Origin of the sequence: Heyndrickxia acidicola (genome assembly GCF_001636425.1) — a bacterium.
Taxonomy (GTDB): Bacteria; Bacillota; Bacilli; order Bacillales; family Bacillaceae_C; genus Bacillus_AE; species Bacillus_AE acidicola.
Genome location: NZ_KV440953.1, coordinates 1,962,938 through 1,979,299 on the forward strand (window position 1 = coordinate 1,962,938; position 16,362 = coordinate 1,979,299).

Sequence of the window (16,362 nt, forward strand, 5' to 3'; positions counted from 1 at the left end):
TTTTTAGCTGCTGAATTCTTCCTTTATCATTTATTTCAACAACTGCCTTCCTCATTAAGCAGTCCATATTTTCTTTTGAAGCGGTTAATAATTTTAATCCATCCTTTTCCGAAAAATGCAAGAAAGAAAACATTGGAACAGGCATGGGCTAAATCAAAGTAAAAGCTCGCCGCATAGTAGGCCAAAATGACCGATACATTTGCTTGTTTCCCAAGACTTATAACATACCAGAGGTTCATAATCCAATCAAAAATAAATCCAGACGCAAAACCAAATAAACATCTGCCAATACTAGTATTTAACCATTTAACGTTTTGCAGCATCCCCGCCATTAATCCGATTATTCCCCATGCATACATCTGCCAAGGCGTCCAGGGGCCTTGCCCCAGAAATAAGTTTGAAACAATTGCTGCCAAAGCGCCAATCACAAAGCCGCTTTCAGGCCCAAGTGCAAGCGCAGACACTATAATAACAAAGGTAGTGGGCTGTACATTCGGAATGGGAGCAAAGGGGATTCGGCTAACAGCAGCAACAGAAGCGAGGACAGCCAAAAGAACGAGCTCTCTGCCTGCAACTTTTCTTTTTTCAAAGCGAATCATTAAAGGAATAAAGCTTGCTGCCATGAATACAATACCGACAGCTGCAAAATGCTGTTCATTAAAGAGAGCTGTTCCCGCCAGAATGCAAAGCAATAAAAAGGATATCAGAATTAATGAAAGCCTTGAACGTGCCATAATCGGCGGGCCTCCTCTGCAGTAATGACCTCAGGCACTGCCAATCCACGTGTCACCCTGTTTACAACAGTTGTATAAAATGCATTTCCTTTAAAAAAACGTTCCGGCGGGGCTGATACCGTAATCGTCCCCTTGAACATCATTGCACACCGTGTAGAATGCTTTGCGGCAAATTCTATATCATGGGTGACCATTACAATCGTCATCCCATTGGATTGCAGACTGGCAAGCAGCTTGCCAAAATGCTCCCTTGCTTCTGGATCCAGCCCTTTTGTAGGCTCATCAATTAGAAGAATTGAAGGCTTGGCCAGCAGCACTCCCGCAAGTGCAGCCTTTTGAATTTCACCGCCGCTTAAATCATAGGGATGGCGTTTTTTTACCCCTTCAAGCTGGAATGCTTTCAATAGCTTTTCTACTTCTGCCGGATCTGAACCATGCAGCTGATTAATCTGCCTTAATTCCTGCTCGACTGTATCCGCCAAAAAAAACAGCTTGGGATTCTGCGGCAAATATCCAATGTCTGAAATTTGTCCCTTCAGCTTTTTTCCATTAAATTTAATGGAGCCGCGCTGAGGCTTTACTAAGCCTGCCATGATTTTTAAAAGAGTCGATTTACCCGTTCCGTTAGCACCCACGAGAGAAAGCCACTCACCCTCTCCCACTGTTAAAGAGAGCTGGTCAAGAATTTTCTTGTCATGCTTATCATATTGAAAATCTACGTTTTTCCCTTCCATAAGGACTGTTTTTACTGAACTTTTCATCCGATGTGAATAACTCTCGCCAGACATCTGTACATTCAGCGTTTCCGCCCACTGCCTTCCTTCTTTAACCGTTAAAGGCATGACTTCCTGTGAAATTTTAGGAGATTGCTCTAAATAAAGAATGGACGTCCCAGGAATATAAGGATACATTTTTCCCTGTTTATTTTTTCCTGCTTCAAAGAGAATTTCCCTCGGAGTCCCATCCAGTACCAAATTTCCGTTTTCCAGGTAGAGGGCCCGATCGGCAGCAGCAAACAATTCTTCTAATCGGTGCTCCGCAATAATTACCGTTATGCCCAGTTCTTCATTCATTCGATGAAGAATTCCAATAAACTCTTTGGCGGCTATGGGATCAAGCTGGGCAGTTGGTTCATCAAGGAGCAGAAGTTCTGGCTCCAGCAATAAAACGGAAGCTAAATTTAAAAGCTGCTTTTGGCCTCCTGAAAGCTCGAATGTTTTTTTATCAATAATATCCTCGAGACCAAAAAAATGAACCATTTCTGCTACGCGTTTCCGCATATCTTCCGTTTCGAATCCTACATTCTCCATTCCAAAAACCAGTTCGTCCATTACATTATCCATGACAATCTGATTTTCGGGATCCTGAAACACCATTCCGATTTTGCTGGCCATTTCTAAATCATCTGCATTGGAAAATGGCTGCTCCTTAAATAAAAGCTCCCCTGTTTGAATGCCATGCGGCGCAACCCCTCTTTTCAGCAAACGAAGGAGAGTTGACTTTCCGCTGCCGGAAGGGCCGCACAAAACAGTAAATTCCCCTTTATTCATATTAAATGTAAGCCCATTCAATGCTTTTTCTTCTTGGTCAGGATATTGGAACGTGAGATTTCTTGCTGTGAGCAATGCCATAAGTATGCCTCCTTTCCTTCCAATAGCAATGGAAATCCGATATATAATACAAGTACCACAAGATAAAACCATTCTCTGCCTTCCAAAAGAACAGGCTCCAGAATCGGATAAATGGACAAAACCCCATCTCCAAGCCAGCAGCCGAATAAACTTAATCCACCAAGACCCAATAAATAAACAAGTGCAGCCCAATCTTTTTTATGCATTTTGTATGGAGAATATTTTGAGCGTTTTTGGATTCCATAGCCTCGTGCAGCCATCGAGTCTGCTGTTTGTATCGCTTCTTCCAAAGACCATGTCAACAAAATTTGAACGAACAACAGGCCGCTTCGCGAACGCTCTCTGATGGTTCCATTATGAATGCTTAAGCCCTTTCCCCGCTGAACCAGTTCTATTTCATTCAATCTTCTTTTTAAAAGCGGTACAAATCTCAGACAAAGCATGACTAACAACGCCCATTGAGGCAGCCATTTCGAAAAAAGAAATAAAAATTTTTCAGCTGTAACCACGTGATTATATGTGCCAAATAAAAGCAGCAAAGAAAAAATGGATAAAGAATAAATAATTCCCTCCATAACGGATTCAAGCATTATAGGATTTCCATGAAAATAAAACAGGATATGCGTCCCTCTGTGATTGACTAATGGATTTATTACAAGAAAAACAACCGCCATAAATACCATTAGTTTTCCGAATCCGGCTAGTGTTTTGCCCTTATCGAGAGCATAATGAAGCGCAATTAAAACAAGAGCTCCAGCCAGAAGAAAAACAGGATGCTTATCAACTGTCAGCAAAATCGCAGCAAAAATATAGTAAATCAACGAAACGAAAGGATGAAAGGATCGAATTCCACGATTCATCCCTGGCCATCCTTTTGATAATCAGCCGTATAACTCCACACAATGTGATCACCTTTTGAAAGCTTCATTGCACCTGCGCTCTCTGACAGCAGCTTTCCATTGACATATATATTCCATCCGCTGGTAGGGCCATCATCGAACTCATAGAGATTATCAATTCCCTCAACATAGGCCGTTGCACCGGAACCTCTTACACTGTACTGAATCCCTTTTTGTTTTAGAAGGTTTAACGTCATTGTAAGGACGGTATCCCCTTTCTTAAAATCAGCTTGTGAAACAGTAAGAATTGTTCCTGTTTTTGAATCTCCCTTCACAATTATAGAGGCATCGTACTTGTCTGCCTCATTTGTTTTTGGTGTTGTACTTGTGTTCTGGTTTACTGAAAATTTTGTTTGAGGTTCAGAGTTACTTGATTTTTCGTTATTGAGGGATGATGACTTCTTATTGCTATTCCCCTGGCTGTTTTGAGGCTTTGCAGAGCTATTATTGGCATCACTCTCACTGGCATTTTGACTGTTTTCCATTTCTGAAGCCTTTTGATTTTGATCGCCGTTTTGATTCAGAACAGTTTTATCTTTTTGGGCTGTTTCCGAATTCCTGTTTTGGTTCGCCTCCTGCTTTTCTTTTGTTTTTGAATTTGAATTTGTTTCATGAACATTTTCTGTTTGACTGGCTTGAGGTGTTACCGGGTCCTTTTGGCATCCAGTAAAAACCATCAGGGCCATTAGCGTAAACAACGTGATGCAAAAAAGTCGAAACTGACGCAAGATGTTCGCCTCCTAATTCATTTTTGGATATGCATATATGATATATCGATCTGGAGCGTCCCCAATATAATAAAAAGGATAACAGGTAGTGAGGATCAGCTCTTCCTTTGGTGCAGTAGAGTGGATCACGGTACGGTCATCTGCCTTTACAACCTTCATATGATTAATGACATACACAAAGGTGCCGGATTGTAAATCTGCAATCAGCTCGTCACCTTTTTTTAGTTCTCCAACATGGCGAAAAACTGTGTCCCGATGTCCTGAGAACACTATTTGGTTATGTTGTCCCGGCAGCCCGGATCCTGTGAAATGCCCAACACCTTTTCTCAACATAGCTTCGCTAGTGCCTTCTATAATAGGAAGCTCCTTATGTAATCTTGGAATTCGAAGTATTCCCAATATCGATTCTTTTTCAGAACCATTCTTCCCGTTCGTTTTTGGCACCTCTTTGCTTTCTGCAGTCTTTTTTACTTTAATTCCAGGATCCATTTTTTCTAAATGTGCATTTTGAATCATCCTTTTAGCCTGAGAAAGAGCCGACATTTGCTCATGCCGACTCTCCATACTATTTAAAACACTATAACCTATACAAAGGACACCTGCTGCGAATAAGGCAACGGCTGCTCTTTTCATCATTTCATCGATTCTCTTCTGCGTACAATCACATAAATGATTGCGGCTGCCAGGATAAGAATTATACCCGCAAACAGCCAGTTTTCATCATTTGCTGCTGTATTTGGAAGCTTTCCTCCCTGCCTTGAAGCAGAGTGGCTTACTGCATTGCCCGCTGCTTCATTGGCACTTGTGGCAGAAGAAGGATGAAACTGGTAAACAGACCCTTTACCTGTAAGATAGCTTTGATAGGCTGTTAATGCTAACAAAGCCTGAGTAGTAGAAATTTGATCAGAAGCTTTGTCAGATAAAAGGTGTGAATAACCGCCATCTTTTTGATTAAAGGCTGCCAAATGCTTAAGCAAATTCCCTCCTGGTTTTGTAAACTCCTTGCTGCCTGGAGAGATCTGAACGGAAGCTAATCCAATAATCACTTGGGCTGTTGTCTCACTTGAATCTCCTCCATTATCTGAACTATTGTATCCCCCTTGCTTATCCTGTGTCACTGATAGCCAATGAACGGCTTTTTGTATAGTATTCTTTACATTTCCCTGTGATTTGTACGGGGCAAGTGACGAGAGAGCCATGGCCGTAATATCTGTACTTGGAGAGCTGCCAAACAATGCCCAGCCCCCATCCTTGAGCTGATGACTGACCAAATACTGAACGAGCTTCTGCCTGCTCCATTCTGCGTTTTCAGGAAGCTTATAATTGCCGCTGTCATATGCTAAAAGGGCAAAAACAACTCCATTAATCCCCTGGTTAGTCATACGGTTATTAGAATATACTTTTCCAATAAGATTGTAGCCATTAAAATTAGCAGCATTTTTCCCTGCCGCCGTTATCCCTATTGCCATTCTCTCATAATCCGTAACATTTCGGAATGAACCGTTGTTTTCTTTTAGCGTCTTTAGCACACTCTGCAAGTATGAAGACGGAATTTTGGCACCTGCTTTTGTTAAAGCCATTATCGCAAATTCGTCTTCTGTACCCTGCCTTTCTAAATACTGGGCAGAGGACTTAATAAGGGTGCTGACCTCGCTATTGGAAAAGCCAGCAGCCGGGACCGTCCCTTTCCCAGTTGTTCCGTTGTCAGTGGTACCGTTAGTATTGTTTTGGCTGCTTTCGGAGGTTCCAGCTGGATTTGTTACATTCACATCCAGATGATCCCCGTTTTTTAGCGTATAAGAGGATAACCCCACTTCCATCGATTTACCGTTCAAGGACATATTCCAATAATCATTTTTATCAAGCTTGATATCACCAATATTTTGGACAAAAGCAAAGTATTTAGAATCAATCGGTGCAGTGAGAGTTTTTTTATTTAGGTCTGCTGCCTGTTTCAAGGCATCATAGGCATTTGCCCCATCTACAATCGATAGCTTTGTGCTGGGAATAACCTCACTGCCTTTTTTATCTTTTGCCGAAACGATCACAGAATTTTTTTTCTCAGGATAGCTGACGATCTTTATTAGAAGATCATCACCTGTTTTTACTTTATAACTTGATAATCCAACCTGAGAATCAGATCCGTTAATAAAAAAGCTCCAATAGTCCTGACCCTTTGGTGACGCCTCTCCAATTTGATTAACAAGGTATCCGTTGTATTTTTGATAATAGGTAGCGTCCAATTTCATATGATGCTGACTTGTAACCTCTTTCAACACATCGTAAGCCGTTTCATTCTTTTTCAGCTCTACCGCTGTTAAAGGAATCACTGATTTCCCATCCTTATCAAGTACAGAAATCATGGCTCCATTTGTTAAAGAAGCAGCAGAGACATGATAGGATAGACCTGGTACAGCCTGAACCATAAAAAGCATGGCAATGAACACTACAATTGCTGCTTTTCTCATAAATTTTCCGCTTTTCATTTTTTTTCCCCCTTTAATTCAATCGCAACGTTACTATAAACCTGCCTGTTGATTACATCTTCCCGTACCATCTGGAACACAGGATTCAGCTTTTTATAGACCAATCCCATAAAAAAAACACCTCCTATTCAGAGATGTGCGTGTTGCAGCAGGCAGAGCCAAGATGGAAAGCCCCTGTTCCAACACCGCCCTATCCGCGTAGGTCATTTGGTGTAAAGAATAGGCAGGTCTCCTGGCTTATGATCAACACTTTCCAATTCCTTCCCATCCGTGGACAGTGGTATTTTTAGAAAGCTCCCAAATACAGTGGCGGGACCGCGCCGGATTAAAACCGGTCTTCCCTTTTCATGACAGCAGCATTGTTCGCGGCTATCAACCTATCTTTTTCATATAGTAATCTCACTATCATCATAACTATTACATTTACATCATGTCAATAAATTGCTGGAAAATAGTTGAATCCTATGACAATTCATAGTGTAGCCATTCAGAGCGCTTTCCACCAAGCTTTTCATAAAGGCTTTGGGCGATCTTATTATCCTCAGCGGTTTCCCAGGTCATACCAGCCAGGTCATTCTCTCGGACAAATTTTGCACATTCTTTAAACAAGTGTTCTCCTAGTTTAAGGCCGCGAAATTCCGAGGAAACAAACAAATCATTCAATATGGCTGTTCTTTTTAGACTCAACGTACTAAAAGTAAAATAAAGTGTAGCAAAACCGACAATTTGGTGATTCACTTCTGCCACTAGCTGAAGACCTAATTCAGGACTAATTAAAAGTAATTCAATGTGCGCTCTTAAATCACTATCTTTCGGTGTATCCCTTTTATAAAAATCGACTATGTATTTTCTCATTAAGTAACATAACTCCGGAATATCCCTTTCTTCTGCTTCCCTAACAGCTGTCTGATGCATCCCTCTCCCCACTCTCTCCTTGATAACATTTACCTAATTATACCAAAATATTACTTCTATGCACATATAGCTTCTTATCTAAATACGGGCTTAAAAAAATACTAATGGCTTGGAAGGTGTTTTATATTGAAATGAAAATATATGTCTACTTCCTATCCGCCGCTCATCTGCAGTTTCCTGCATTAAAGCATCAAGATATCCGAGGCTTTTTCCCTAAAAAGGCTCAAACCTATGAATATCATACAATTTCAGATGGACAAAAGAGGATCTACACAGATGGGGCAATTTGGTTTATGAAGGACAAGAGGGAAAGAACATTATTCATACACTCAACCTCCCGACAAAAAGTACACCCATTGTCTTGTAAATAGTCGAAATTCAGCCTGCGCTTCCTTCTTAAGAAATATGCCAGCACCCTTTTTAGCGTAATAATAACCTTTATGGAGGCGCATTTGTGTGATTCCCTGCATAGAAATGTGCCTTTTAATACATGAGATAAGAGAATTATTTCCCAGGAAGTGTTTTTCCCTGCTTGCCCTTTTTTGTATCTTTTTCTTAGCCCAATAGACATTTCATGAAGGCTCTTATCCCCAAAAACACCTATTTGCAATGGAAATACCTCTTATTAACTTCCTTCCACAAATCTTTATTGATTCCCACTTATCCACATCCGGTAATTCAAACATACAAACCCTCTCATAGGACAGTCCACTTCGATCAGCCCATCAGCATTGATTATTGGGTTCCATTTTCCTAGAAAACGCTAATACGTCGATCGTATTTCTGTTTCATTTCCTTATAGATTGCAAGATGAGTGACCGAATTGGCATTTGTATAAATGTCATGATTCTAAGAGACCCAAAGTTTAATCCATTTACACATTATTAATTCAAAAAAAGCCTCTGTTAAACCTCCCGTGGAGTTTTAACAGAGCCAAAAAAAGAAAAAAATATGGCAGCAGGTAGTTCCCAACAGCTTGTTATCCCGTAGTGCAAAAATACAAATTACGGGTTTGTAGACCAAAGTCCAGCTGATTTTATAACAATGCGCGGATGAAGTTTAAGCTGTGCTACCATGAACTCAGCCAAATCTTCCGGCTGCATAACCTTTTCAGGGTTCCCGTCCGTTAAATTGGTTTCAATAGCAAGATCTGTTGCAACAGTGCTTGGAGTTAAAGCTGATACTCGAATGTTATGTTTTCTTACCTCCAACATAAGGGACTCTGTTAGGCCAAGAACTCCAAATTTAGAAGCACTGTAAGCACTTGTAACTGGTGCTCCTTTTTGTCCCGCTGTAGAGGATACATTGATTATATCCCCTGTTTTTTTTTCAATCATGCCTGGAAGAACAGCTCTTGTAACATTGTATACGCCCATTAGGTTTACGCGTATAATATTTTCCCATTCTTCAGGATCCAGCTCTAGAAAGCCTCCGAATTTGGCGATCCCTGCATTGTTTATCAGAATATCAATTTCACCAAGATCACTCGTAACATGCTCTACAGCCTTGTTGACAGACTCCAGATCAGCAACATCCGCTGCAGCTGCAGAGAACTGGATGTCATACTCTTTCACTTCCTCGGCAACCTTCTCGAGATTGGATAGGCTGCGGCCAATTAAACCAAGATTGACACCTTCTTTTGCCAGAGCGATAGCAGCTGCCCTGCCAATACCTCTTCCTCCGCCGGTAATCAAGGCGGTCTTGCCTTTTAATGTTTGCATTTTTTTCCTCCTTGGTTGTTTTTTTGAATCTCTAGCGAATTTCCGTACAATTGAAAAATCCTATGCTGTACTTATTCATAGCATCCTTTCGTAATCATCTTCCCAGTTTATAATACAAAATCTTTTATTTCCTCATTTATTTGTCAAATAGCAGCAAAGTTTACGAAAAGAGCCTTCTCATTCTTAACCTTATTGTTACTCAAGATTAGCATGTTTTCCATACATTGTATTAGCGTAAAATGACTGCATCATAAAACAATAACATGGTTTGCTCAAACAAAGAACCCATTGGCTGAATGGTTCTTTTATCATCATCCTTTTTATCCTTCGGAGCACCAGGCAGCTTAACTGTAAAATCAGCAAGCTTCCCCAATGAGGATTCAGAATTTATCGTCACAACAGCCACTTTTCCTCCAATAGCTTTGGCTCTTTCTGCCATCGTAATCAAGCTTTTAGTTTCTCCAGAGCCGGAACAGAATATCATCCTTTTCAAAAGTACTAGTTACCGTTTCACCGACGGCGTAAGCATCAAGCCCCATATGCATGAGTCTCATAATAAACGATTTCCCCATTAATCCAGATCTGCCTGCTCCAACCGTAAAAACTTTTTGGGATTCTAATATGCCATTAACCAGATGTTCGGCCGCTTGATCTGAAATCTGATTTTTCGCCCGGCTCAGCTTGCCCATTATCCTTTAATCATTTTTTGCATTGCAGCGGCTGCAGCTTTTTTATCGTCCTGAGCTGTAATACCTCCGCCTACGATGATTAAATCCGGCTGCACTTCCACCACTTCATGAAGAGTGTCCAGCTTGATACCTCCAGCAACAGCTGTTTTTGCATTTTTAACGACACTTTTAATCGCTTTTAAATCTTCGAATGAGTTTTTGCCTACTGCTTGTAAATCGTACCCAGTGTGCACACAAATATAATCGACTCCAAATTCGTCAAGCTCTTTTGCACGAGTTTTAATGTCCTTCACAGCAATCATATCAACAAGCACTTTTTTCCCTTGTTTTTTTGCTTCTTCCACTGCACCTTTAATCGACATGTCCTCTGCAACGGCAAGAATAGTCACAATATCTGCACCTGCTTCAGAAGCTTTCATTACTTCATATCCAGCAGCATCCATAATTTTCAAGTCGGCTAAAATTTTTAAATTAGGGAATGCTTTCTTTAAATCACTTACTGCTTTTAAGCCTTCATTTATAACAACCGGAGTCCCGATTTCAACGATATCAATATGTTCCTCAACTTCTTTGACAACCTCAATGGCTTCTGGGATGTTAACTAAATCTAATGCTAATTGTAATTCCATTACAATGCCTCCTTGTTGTATATGTGTACAGAAATAATATCTCCATAAAAGCATTTAAAATAGGCCCTTACAGATAAAATGAGTATCCAATTTATTGTATACCTGATTTAACACTGATTATTATACTCGTTCTATTATATTTTGAAAGTACGCACATTTTTCTTACATAGTGTCAAAAAGTATACTATTATGTATAATAAAGGTTGAGGTGATATGATAATGGGCCGTTTTGAGGACAAAATGTTTAATTGTGAAAAAGAATTGACTCTTGCCGTCATTGGGGGTAAGTGGAAAATGCTCATCCTCTGGCATCTTGGGAAAGAAGGAACCAAACGATTTGGTGAGTTAAAAGCTCTTATGCCTGGCATTACGCAAAGAATGCTTGTTAATCAGCTTCGGGAACTCGAAGAAGATCTTATTGTCCATCGTGAGGTTTACCCGGTTGTTCCCCCCAAGGTGGAGTATTCCCTGACCGTACAGGGAGAAAGCCTGATGCCCATTCTGGACTCCATGTATGAATGGGGAAAAAACTACATGGAACTATTAGATAATCAGGAAATCCTTATCAAGAAAGAAAATATTAAATAAAATACTTTTATAATCCTCTATATGATTGAGATTATTCAAGGAAATAGATAGGGAACCCTCAGTAATTAAAAGGTTCCCTTTTTTATGAAGCTGAAATCATAGCGTTCTAAGGCTAAAAAGCTCTTTCGCTAAATGCACTGCTTGTCCTATTACACAAAAACCTCTTATAAATATTTTTTAAATCCCTTGCTAACCGAACCGTTATATCCTTCTCTCTCAAAGAACTGATGTGCTTGGAGACGCATCGAATTACTCAATAGCATAATCCTGTGGCAATCTATTGATTTGCAATATTTCTCAACATATCGTAAAAGTTTGTGACCAATTTTCTTATTTCGATGATTCTCATGCACAATAATGTTTTCGACTACTCCATAAGGTCTTAATCCGTGCAAAGCCTGCAAACATATATTAAGTGTAAGTGTCCCAAAAATTTCTCCATTTTCATCGTAAACAAATAAGAAATTTTTGGGGTCCCTTCTAATAAAATCAATTTGTTCTTCAAGAACATTCATCTTCTTACTGTTCGGTACCAGCATTTTATATAAATTGTAAATTTGTTGTTTATCCGCTGCTTCTGCTTCGCGTATCATATCCATTTTGATTCCTTTCGTTTTTTTCTAGGTCAATTCATATACCCTATAATTGCGCAAAAATCATATATTTTAAAATCTATTTGTTATGTAATAGTTAAAAAGGCATAGATTCACAAAGCTTTCACTTAATCAATTAACCGACACGGTTTTCACAAATGAGAAACCTAAATAGCGATAGTTGATTCTTACAGTTTCTATCGACTTATTGTAGATAATAGATAATCCGTAACTTTTATCTTTATTGGTAGCTGTGCCCATATTTTTCTTTTCTAATAGCTGCTGAGGCGAAGTGTTAGGCTGTATTGTTACAGATGTTATCTTCTTAAGTCCGTAATTCTGTGCGTCACCCTTAAAGGAATCAGCAATAATTAAACCCTTTAATATATTGCTCACTTGCACTTTCAATTTTTTAGGGCTCTCATTATGATTAACAAGAACACTAGTAATTTTTATATCTATAAAACCTTTATTGCCGATTTCAATTACTACCGCATGCTTATCATAGGAAGTACCAACAGTTCCATCGACCAAAGGCTGATTAAGTTTTATATATATAAATAAGAAAACAAAAAGAACAAGAACACCTATACCCACAGCGAAAAAAATGACTGATTTTTTCATTGCTTCATCCCCCCTCTAATTAGTTAAATTTAGAACACTAGATTTATTAATTACGCTAATAAAGTGAATTCAAAGCAAAAGAACAACACTTGTATTTGTCTCTTTCAAAATAGATGATATTAATAAACCGATTTCCTTTTTTATTCCACATAACACCTTTACTTATCTTCATATTGGCTTTTAAACAATAAAATATACAAAAGCATCTACAAAACCTCTTCCAAACAATGCCCTTTTCCATTTGTGCACAAGCAGCCTCTCAAACAATTATTTCATTTAGAACTGTCTTTGCATGATGATATTTTATCTTTTTCTTAAGCTCTAAATAGCAACAAAGTATACGAAAAGAGACTAATGGATTAACAAAATAAAAATACTTATATTACAATTTTATGTACTTTAATTATTCAAATTTCCATAAATAAGTTTGATTTTCATTTTAAAACAGGTAAAATAAAGGTATGTTCTTAAAAAAGAACATACCTTTATTTTAGTTTCACATTAAAAAGATAATAACATTGAGCGCTATGCTAGCCAAGAGACTAAATAGAAGATATATGGATAAATTATAATCATATTAGGAGTGAGGATAACATGGATTTAAAGCAATTGAGGCAATTTCAGGAAACCCTGCTTGAAAACCAGCATTCCGGACAAAAATGCTCTCATAACGTTCTTTATAATGAAAACGAAAAAACTGAAAAATACCTTGAAGTCCTATATCGAATTGAAGCAAAATTAGATGTACTTCTCATGCAGCAACAAAAAAATGTTCATAAAGATAATATTTTCTAATATTCTTAAAAAGGAATGACTGAGGTCAACCCGTTATGTTAATTATTCTTAATCAATTAGAAACAAAGTCTATTGAAAGAGACTTAAACAAACAAAAAAGATGATTCCTGTTAACGAAACCATCCTTTTTCAGCGTTCTCAGAAGGAAGAATTTATACCCACTGTACCACTTGTTTTAGTTCTTTTCTTGTTTTTTCTCTGTGCGGTTCCTCACCTCTATAGCCAAAGGCTGCCATTACCGAAGCTTCCAGCTTTCCATCCTCAAGAAGGCCATTCTCAGCAAGAATCCGATTGACAGCATCATAATCAAATCCTTCTATCGGACAGGAGTCAATTCCGATTAAAGCAGCAGCCGTCATCATATTCGCAAGCGCAATGTAAGTTTGTTTGGAAGACCAGTCAAACATTGCACGGCTGCTCTCAAATAATTTCATATCCACCTCTTGAAAACTTCTGTATCTTCCGGAAATTTTTTGAATCACTTCATCGGGCATCTTTTTTACATTTTTCAAGTGATCAATCACATCTGGAGAATCATACCTCGCATTCTTTTGGGCCAAAATAATAACAAAATGGCTTGCTGTTGGCAGCTGGCCTTGCGCTCCCCATGAAACTTCTTTTAATTTTCCCCTTAACTCCTTGTTTTGAACGACTAAGAATTTCCACGGTTCAAATCCAACAGAGCTGGGTGACAGCCTTCCAGCCTCTAAAATATATTCGAAATCCTCATCCGTTATTTTCCTGGCTGGGTCAAATTTTTTTGTTGCGTGTCTAAAGTGAAATGCATCTAAAACCTGTTGTTTTATCAGTGTATCTTTCATTATTTATATCTCCTTTAAATACATATTAGTTCAAATTAATTTGCTTCAAATCTTTCTGCATTCAACTGCTCCAATAATAAATTGTTCATTTCTTTCAAATATCGCTGGACAGGCAAAATAACTACTTGGTGCGATTAAAATCTAATTGGTTTAATTGAGTATTATAGCAGTTAGACAATTCCATAAACCATTCTTCATCGTTTGTTTTTAGTGCAAGATCTATTAGAGGAAGGAGCTGTTCCAAGGTCTTGTCCTTTGCTGCGGGTATTTTTTTTATCCAGTGATCTAAAACATTAATAGATTTTCCTATCGTTGTTTTATTATCACATTCTGTCACTTTTACTTTTGCGTGTCCCTGGAAAAAATCTAATTTTTCAATATATCCTTGAAAAAGCTCTCCTTCCACGGACCTTCCTTTAACCCAGTCACCTATTTTTAATTTTAACGTTTCATTGTTTTCCATTTAATGGATTACCTCCAAATAAAAGATGTATAAAAGAATTCATTATTCAATTTTTTTTTGCTTTGTTATGCTCGCTTGTTGATTTCCGCTAGAGGCGCTCACTTTTCCCGTAGGAGTATCGTGCCTTGTGCTTCTATCAGCACTGGCTTTTTCAAATACATTGGTTACTACCTGGTCTCCCTGACTGTTGATTAATAATAATTTGAGCATTAACACAGCCTTTATAAAAGACTGACTGTAACAAAAAAAAATTACATTTATTAAATAAAAACAAGATTTAATTTTTTCAAAGGCTGTTTTCGCATAGATTGTTGCTTTAAGTATTATTCCGTATGTTATCTGTCTTGGTTGCATCTTTATATAAGATATACACAAGCTTTAATACTAATCTTGGATTATTAATCAATTTATTGCGTCAAATAGCAATAAAGTTTACGAGAAAAGCCTTTTCAAAACACTGCTGACGGTTATTTTTTCAAGATATCTGCATAAATAAGTTTCTGTTTCATTAAAGATACCATCCATTACATGCTGAATATTCGACGAAAGAGGACATGTTTGTTCAGGATCTCCTGAACACCAATTAGGTTTGAGGGTACCTATCGAAACGCTGAGATAGATTTCTGCAAGAGTAACCTCATCTGGGTCACAATTAAGAATATATCCACCGCCAATTCCTTCTTTCGTTTTTATATAACCATTATGTCGTAAAATACTCATAATCTTACGGATTCTCGCAGCATTTGTAGAAACATTCCTTGCTATTGTTTTACTGCTTGCCATATGATCTGGCAAATAAGATAAATAAACAAGAATATGAACGGCTATTGTAAATTCACTATTCAATGTTTTCATTTTCTTCCCAAGAAACGTACTGTAATTTTATTATGTACAGTTTATGTCGTCAAACAAAAAGCTCAGCACCTGATTCCCCTGCTTTAAACAACTCTAAACATATTCTCAGCATTAATCCCATGGCTTTGATAGAGCACTCTGTTGTTTTTTAGCTCATTCGATTGAAACGGCTATTTCACTCGAATGAGCTAAAAAAGAGTAGTTATCAACATAGAAATATATCAGAGCCAATCCCATAATAAAATGAAATCCAGATAATCAAGGCATAAAAACACAGCATTCCATTTGGAGTGCTGTTATTTTTTCTATTTATTCTTTTTTATTCCAATACTAGCCAGTGCAGTATGCAAGTTGGCAAAGGTTTGAAGGTTAGACAAGTCAATACCTAATGACACAATGGTTTGGGCAATCTCGGGCCTTATTCCGCTAATACAGGTTTTTACTCCTATTAAGTTTAGTGCTTCTATTACTTTAAGCACATGGTCTGCCACCATTGTATCAATAATCGTTACACCAGAAATATCTAGGATTAGATATTGGAAACCTAAACGGACTGATTCCTGGAGGGCTGATTTCATAAGCAGATGTGAACGTCTGGTATCAATTTCACCAATAATAGGAATAATCCCTGTGTCCTTTGAAACAGGAACCACTGGAATAGACAATTCTTCTAAAGCAGTATAGGCCAGCTTCATCATTTTCTGACTATGCTCATCATATACCTGCCCTATAATCGCGCTCACTTCATCCATAATCGGATCCAAGATTTTACTGACATCAAGCATGGTAATCGGTGCAAACTTTCTTTGCTCAAGCTCCTCTGTGAAAACATCCCAAATCACGGTGCGATAAAAAGAAAGGGAGCGTAAAGATAAGGTTAAAGGTAAATGTATTTCAATAGCCGACCTCGCCGATTCCCTTGCCCATAAAACAACTTTCTCATTTGCAGCAGGTTCCGGCTGAACCAGATATTCACCTAAATAAGAAATCAGCTCCGCATGCCATTCTAAAACAGATGCTTCATGTTCTCCTATCAGACTGTTGGCATCTTTTACGAATAATTCATTTTGTAAAACTGCTATGCTTTTGGCTAATAAAAGCTTATTTGAAATAATTTTTTCTCCAATATACTTCAGTTCTTCTCTCATGCCACTGCTCTCCCGGAACCGTATTTCATAACTATACAGATTA

General features: G+C 38.3%; 18 protein-coding genes, 1 pseudogene and 1 riboswitch. Of the genes and pseudogenes, 2 read left to right on the forward strand and 17 right to left on the reverse strand.

Going from position 1 to position 16,362, the window contains the following annotated elements; translation table 11 throughout:
* Positions 1 to 35: 35 nt before the first annotated feature.
* From A5N88_RS09155 to hxlA, 10 genes and pseudogenes are all read right to left on the reverse strand, one after another.
* Positions 36 to 734 carry an ECF transporter S component gene (locus A5N88_RS09155; RefSeq protein ID WP_066265027.1) on the reverse strand — a complete coding sequence of 233 codons (699 nt, stop codon included), beginning with the start codon at positions 732 to 734 and terminating at the stop codon, positions 36 to 38.
* Entirely contained in the window at positions 710 to 2,365 is a 1,656-nt protein-coding gene (locus A5N88_RS09160; RefSeq protein ID WP_066265028.1) for an ABC transporter ATP-binding protein, read from the reverse strand. Before A5N88_RS09160 ends, A5N88_RS09155 begins: the two co-directional genes overlap by 25 nt.
* The gene (locus A5N88_RS09165) at positions 2,302 to 3,225 is read right to left on the reverse strand and encodes an energy-coupling factor transporter transmembrane component T (protein ID WP_066265029.1); all 924 of its coding nucleotides are present in this window, start codon (positions 3,223 to 3,225) and stop codon (positions 2,302 to 2,304) included. The genes A5N88_RS09160 and A5N88_RS09165 overlap by 64 nt, the downstream gene beginning before the upstream one ends.
* Positions 3,222 to 3,992 carry a DUF4430 domain-containing protein gene (locus tag A5N88_RS09170; RefSeq protein ID WP_066265030.1) on the reverse strand — a complete coding sequence of 257 codons (771 nt, stop codon included), beginning with the start codon at positions 3,990 to 3,992 and terminating at the stop codon, positions 3,222 to 3,224. The genes A5N88_RS09165 and A5N88_RS09170 overlap by 4 nt, the downstream gene beginning before the upstream one ends.
* A 12-nt stretch (positions 3,993 to 4,004) precedes the next feature.
* Positions 4,005 to 4,628 (reverse strand): class D sortase, LPxTATN-specific, encoded by a 624-nt coding sequence (srtD, locus tag A5N88_RS09175; protein WP_066265034.1) that lies wholly within the window; start codon positions 4,626 to 4,628, stop codon positions 4,005 to 4,007.
* The gene (locus A5N88_RS09180; protein WP_066265035.1) at positions 4,625 to 6,478 is read right to left on the reverse strand and encodes a DUF4430 domain-containing protein; all 1,854 of its coding nucleotides are present in this window, start codon (positions 6,476 to 6,478) and stop codon (positions 4,625 to 4,627) included. Before A5N88_RS09180 ends, srtD begins: the two co-directional genes overlap by 4 nt.
* Positions 6,479 to 6,683: 205 nt before the next feature.
* Positions 6,684 to 6,874: riboswitch (cobalamin riboswitch) on the reverse strand.
* Between the two features lie 66 nt (positions 6,875 to 6,940).
* Positions 6,941 to 7,393 carry a GNAT family N-acetyltransferase gene (locus tag A5N88_RS09185; protein WP_066265036.1) on the reverse strand — a complete coding sequence of 151 codons (453 nt, stop codon included), beginning with the start codon at positions 7,391 to 7,393 and terminating at the stop codon, positions 6,941 to 6,943.
* Between the two features lie 1,004 nt (positions 7,394 to 8,397).
* The gene (locus A5N88_RS09195) at positions 8,398 to 9,114 is read right to left on the reverse strand and encodes a 3-ketoacyl-ACP reductase (RefSeq protein ID WP_066265038.1); all 717 of its coding nucleotides are present in this window, start codon (positions 9,112 to 9,114) and stop codon (positions 8,398 to 8,400) included.
* 195 nt (positions 9,115 to 9,309) lie between these two features.
* Positions 9,310 to 9,803 (reverse strand): annotated as a pseudogene (hxlB, locus tag A5N88_RS09200) (6-phospho-3-hexuloisomerase).
* Positions 9,803 to 10,432, reverse strand: coding sequence for a 3-hexulose-6-phosphate synthase (gene hxlA, locus A5N88_RS09205; protein WP_066265039.1), 630 nt, complete (start codon positions 10,430 to 10,432; stop codon positions 9,803 to 9,805). Before hxlA ends, hxlB begins: the two are co-directional and overlap by 1 nt.
* Positions 10,433 to 10,651: 219 nt before the next feature.
* Here hxlA and hxlR point away from each other — a divergent pair, with 219 nt between their 5' ends.
* Entirely contained in the window at positions 10,652 to 11,020 is a 369-nt protein-coding gene (gene hxlR, locus A5N88_RS09210; protein WP_066265041.1) for a transcriptional activator HxlR, read from the forward strand.
* Between the two features lie 164 nt (positions 11,021 to 11,184).
* On the opposite strand, the gene A5N88_RS09215 is transcribed toward hxlR, so the two are convergent.
* Both A5N88_RS09215 and A5N88_RS09220 read right to left on the reverse strand, forming a co-directional pair.
* A complete protein-coding gene (locus tag A5N88_RS09215; RefSeq protein WP_232317553.1) occupies positions 11,185 to 11,619 on the reverse strand; it encodes a GNAT family N-acetyltransferase in 435 nt (144 codons plus the stop codon).
* A gap of 126 nt (positions 11,620 to 11,745) precedes the next feature.
* Entirely contained in the window at positions 11,746 to 12,237 is a 492-nt protein-coding gene (locus A5N88_RS09220; protein ID WP_066265042.1) for a hypothetical protein, read from the reverse strand.
* A 594-nt stretch (positions 12,238 to 12,831) separates the two neighbouring features.
* On the opposite strand from A5N88_RS09220, the gene A5N88_RS09225 reads away from it, so the two are divergent.
* On the forward strand, positions 12,832 to 13,032 hold the full coding sequence (locus A5N88_RS09225; protein WP_066265043.1) for a hypothetical protein: 201 nt from the start codon (positions 12,832 to 12,834) through the stop codon (positions 13,030 to 13,032).
* A gap of 152 nt (positions 13,033 to 13,184) precedes the next feature.
* On the opposite strand, the gene A5N88_RS09230 is transcribed toward A5N88_RS09225, so the two are convergent.
* The 5 genes from A5N88_RS09230 to A5N88_RS09250 all read right to left on the reverse strand — a co-directional run bounded on the left by A5N88_RS09230 (position 13,185) and on the right by A5N88_RS09250 (position 16,319).
* Positions 13,185 to 13,853 carry an NAD(P)H-dependent oxidoreductase gene (locus A5N88_RS09230; protein WP_066265044.1) on the reverse strand — a complete coding sequence of 223 codons (669 nt, stop codon included), beginning with the start codon at positions 13,851 to 13,853 and terminating at the stop codon, positions 13,185 to 13,187.
* Between the two features lie 121 nt (positions 13,854 to 13,974).
* Positions 13,975 to 14,316 (reverse strand): IDEAL domain-containing protein, encoded by a 342-nt coding sequence (locus A5N88_RS09235; protein ID WP_066265047.1) that lies wholly within the window; start codon positions 14,314 to 14,316, stop codon positions 13,975 to 13,977.
* Between the two features lie 42 nt (positions 14,317 to 14,358).
* Entirely contained in the window at positions 14,359 to 14,526 is a 168-nt protein-coding gene (locus tag A5N88_RS24800) for a hypothetical protein (RefSeq protein WP_157090631.1), read from the reverse strand.
* Between the two features lie 222 nt (positions 14,527 to 14,748).
* Positions 14,749 to 15,162: an Rrf2 family transcriptional regulator gene (locus tag A5N88_RS09245; protein ID WP_066270398.1), complete on the reverse strand. Its 414-nt coding sequence runs from the start codon at positions 15,160 to 15,162 to the stop codon at positions 14,749 to 14,751.
* A gap of 314 nt (positions 15,163 to 15,476) precedes the next feature.
* Positions 15,477 to 16,319, reverse strand: coding sequence for an STAS domain-containing protein (locus A5N88_RS09250; protein WP_066265050.1), 843 nt, complete (start codon positions 16,317 to 16,319; stop codon positions 15,477 to 15,479).
* Positions 16,320 to 16,362: the final 43 nt, after the last annotated feature.

Bases quoted from the DNA above. Each gene is read 5' to 3' on its own strand.
- A5N88_RS09215 (WP_232317553.1), bottom strand. From the start codon at position 11,619: ATGGATATGATACGCGAAGCAGAAGCAGCGGATAAACAACAAATTTAC.
- A5N88_RS09220 (WP_066265042.1), bottom strand. From the start codon at position 12,237: ATGAAAAAATCAGTCATTTTTTTCGCTGTGGGTATAGGTGTTCTTGTT.
- A5N88_RS09160 (WP_066265028.1), bottom strand. From the start codon at position 2,365: ATGGCATTGCTCACAGCAAGAAATCTCACGTTCCAATATCCTGACCAA.
- A5N88_RS09180 (WP_066265035.1), bottom strand. From the start codon at position 6,478: ATGAAAAGCGGAAAATTTATGAGAAAAGCAGCAATTGTAGTGTTCATT.
- A5N88_RS09185 (WP_066265036.1), bottom strand. From the start codon at position 7,393: ATGCATCAGACAGCTGTTAGGGAAGCAGAAGAAAGGGATATTCCGGAG.
- srtD (WP_066265034.1), bottom strand. From the start codon at position 4,628: ATGATGAAAAGAGCAGCCGTTGCCTTATTCGCAGCAGGTGTCCTTTGT.
- A5N88_RS09250 (WP_066265050.1), bottom strand. From the start codon at position 16,319: ATGAGAGAAGAACTGAAGTATATTGGAGAAAAAATTATTTCAAATAAG.
- A5N88_RS24800 (WP_157090631.1), bottom strand. From the start codon at position 14,526: ATGCTCAAATTATTATTAATCAACAGTCAGGGAGACCAGGTAGTAACC.
- A5N88_RS09195 (WP_066265038.1), bottom strand. From the start codon at position 9,114: ATGCAAACATTAAAAGGCAAGACCGCCTTGATTACCGGCGGAGGAAGA.
- hxlA (WP_066265039.1), bottom strand. From the start codon at position 10,432: ATGGAATTACAATTAGCATTAGATTTAGTTAACATCCCAGAAGCCATT.
- A5N88_RS09165 (WP_066265029.1), bottom strand. From the start codon at position 3,225: ATGAATCGTGGAATTCGATCCTTTCATCCTTTCGTTTCGTTGATTTAC.
- A5N88_RS09230 (WP_066265044.1), bottom strand. From the start codon at position 13,853: ATGAAAGATACACTGATAAAACAACAGGTTTTAGATGCATTTCACTTT.
- A5N88_RS09235 (WP_066265047.1), bottom strand. From the start codon at position 14,316: ATGGAAAACAATGAAACGTTAAAATTAAAAATAGGTGACTGGGTTAAA.
- hxlR (WP_066265041.1), top strand. From the start codon at position 10,652: ATGGGCCGTTTTGAGGACAAAATGTTTAATTGTGAAAAAGAATTGACT.
- A5N88_RS09225 (WP_066265043.1), top strand. From the start codon at position 12,832: ATGGATTTAAAGCAATTGAGGCAATTTCAGGAAACCCTGCTTGAAAAC.
- A5N88_RS09155 (WP_066265027.1), bottom strand. From the start codon at position 734: ATGGCACGTTCAAGGCTTTCATTAATTCTGATATCCTTTTTATTGCTT.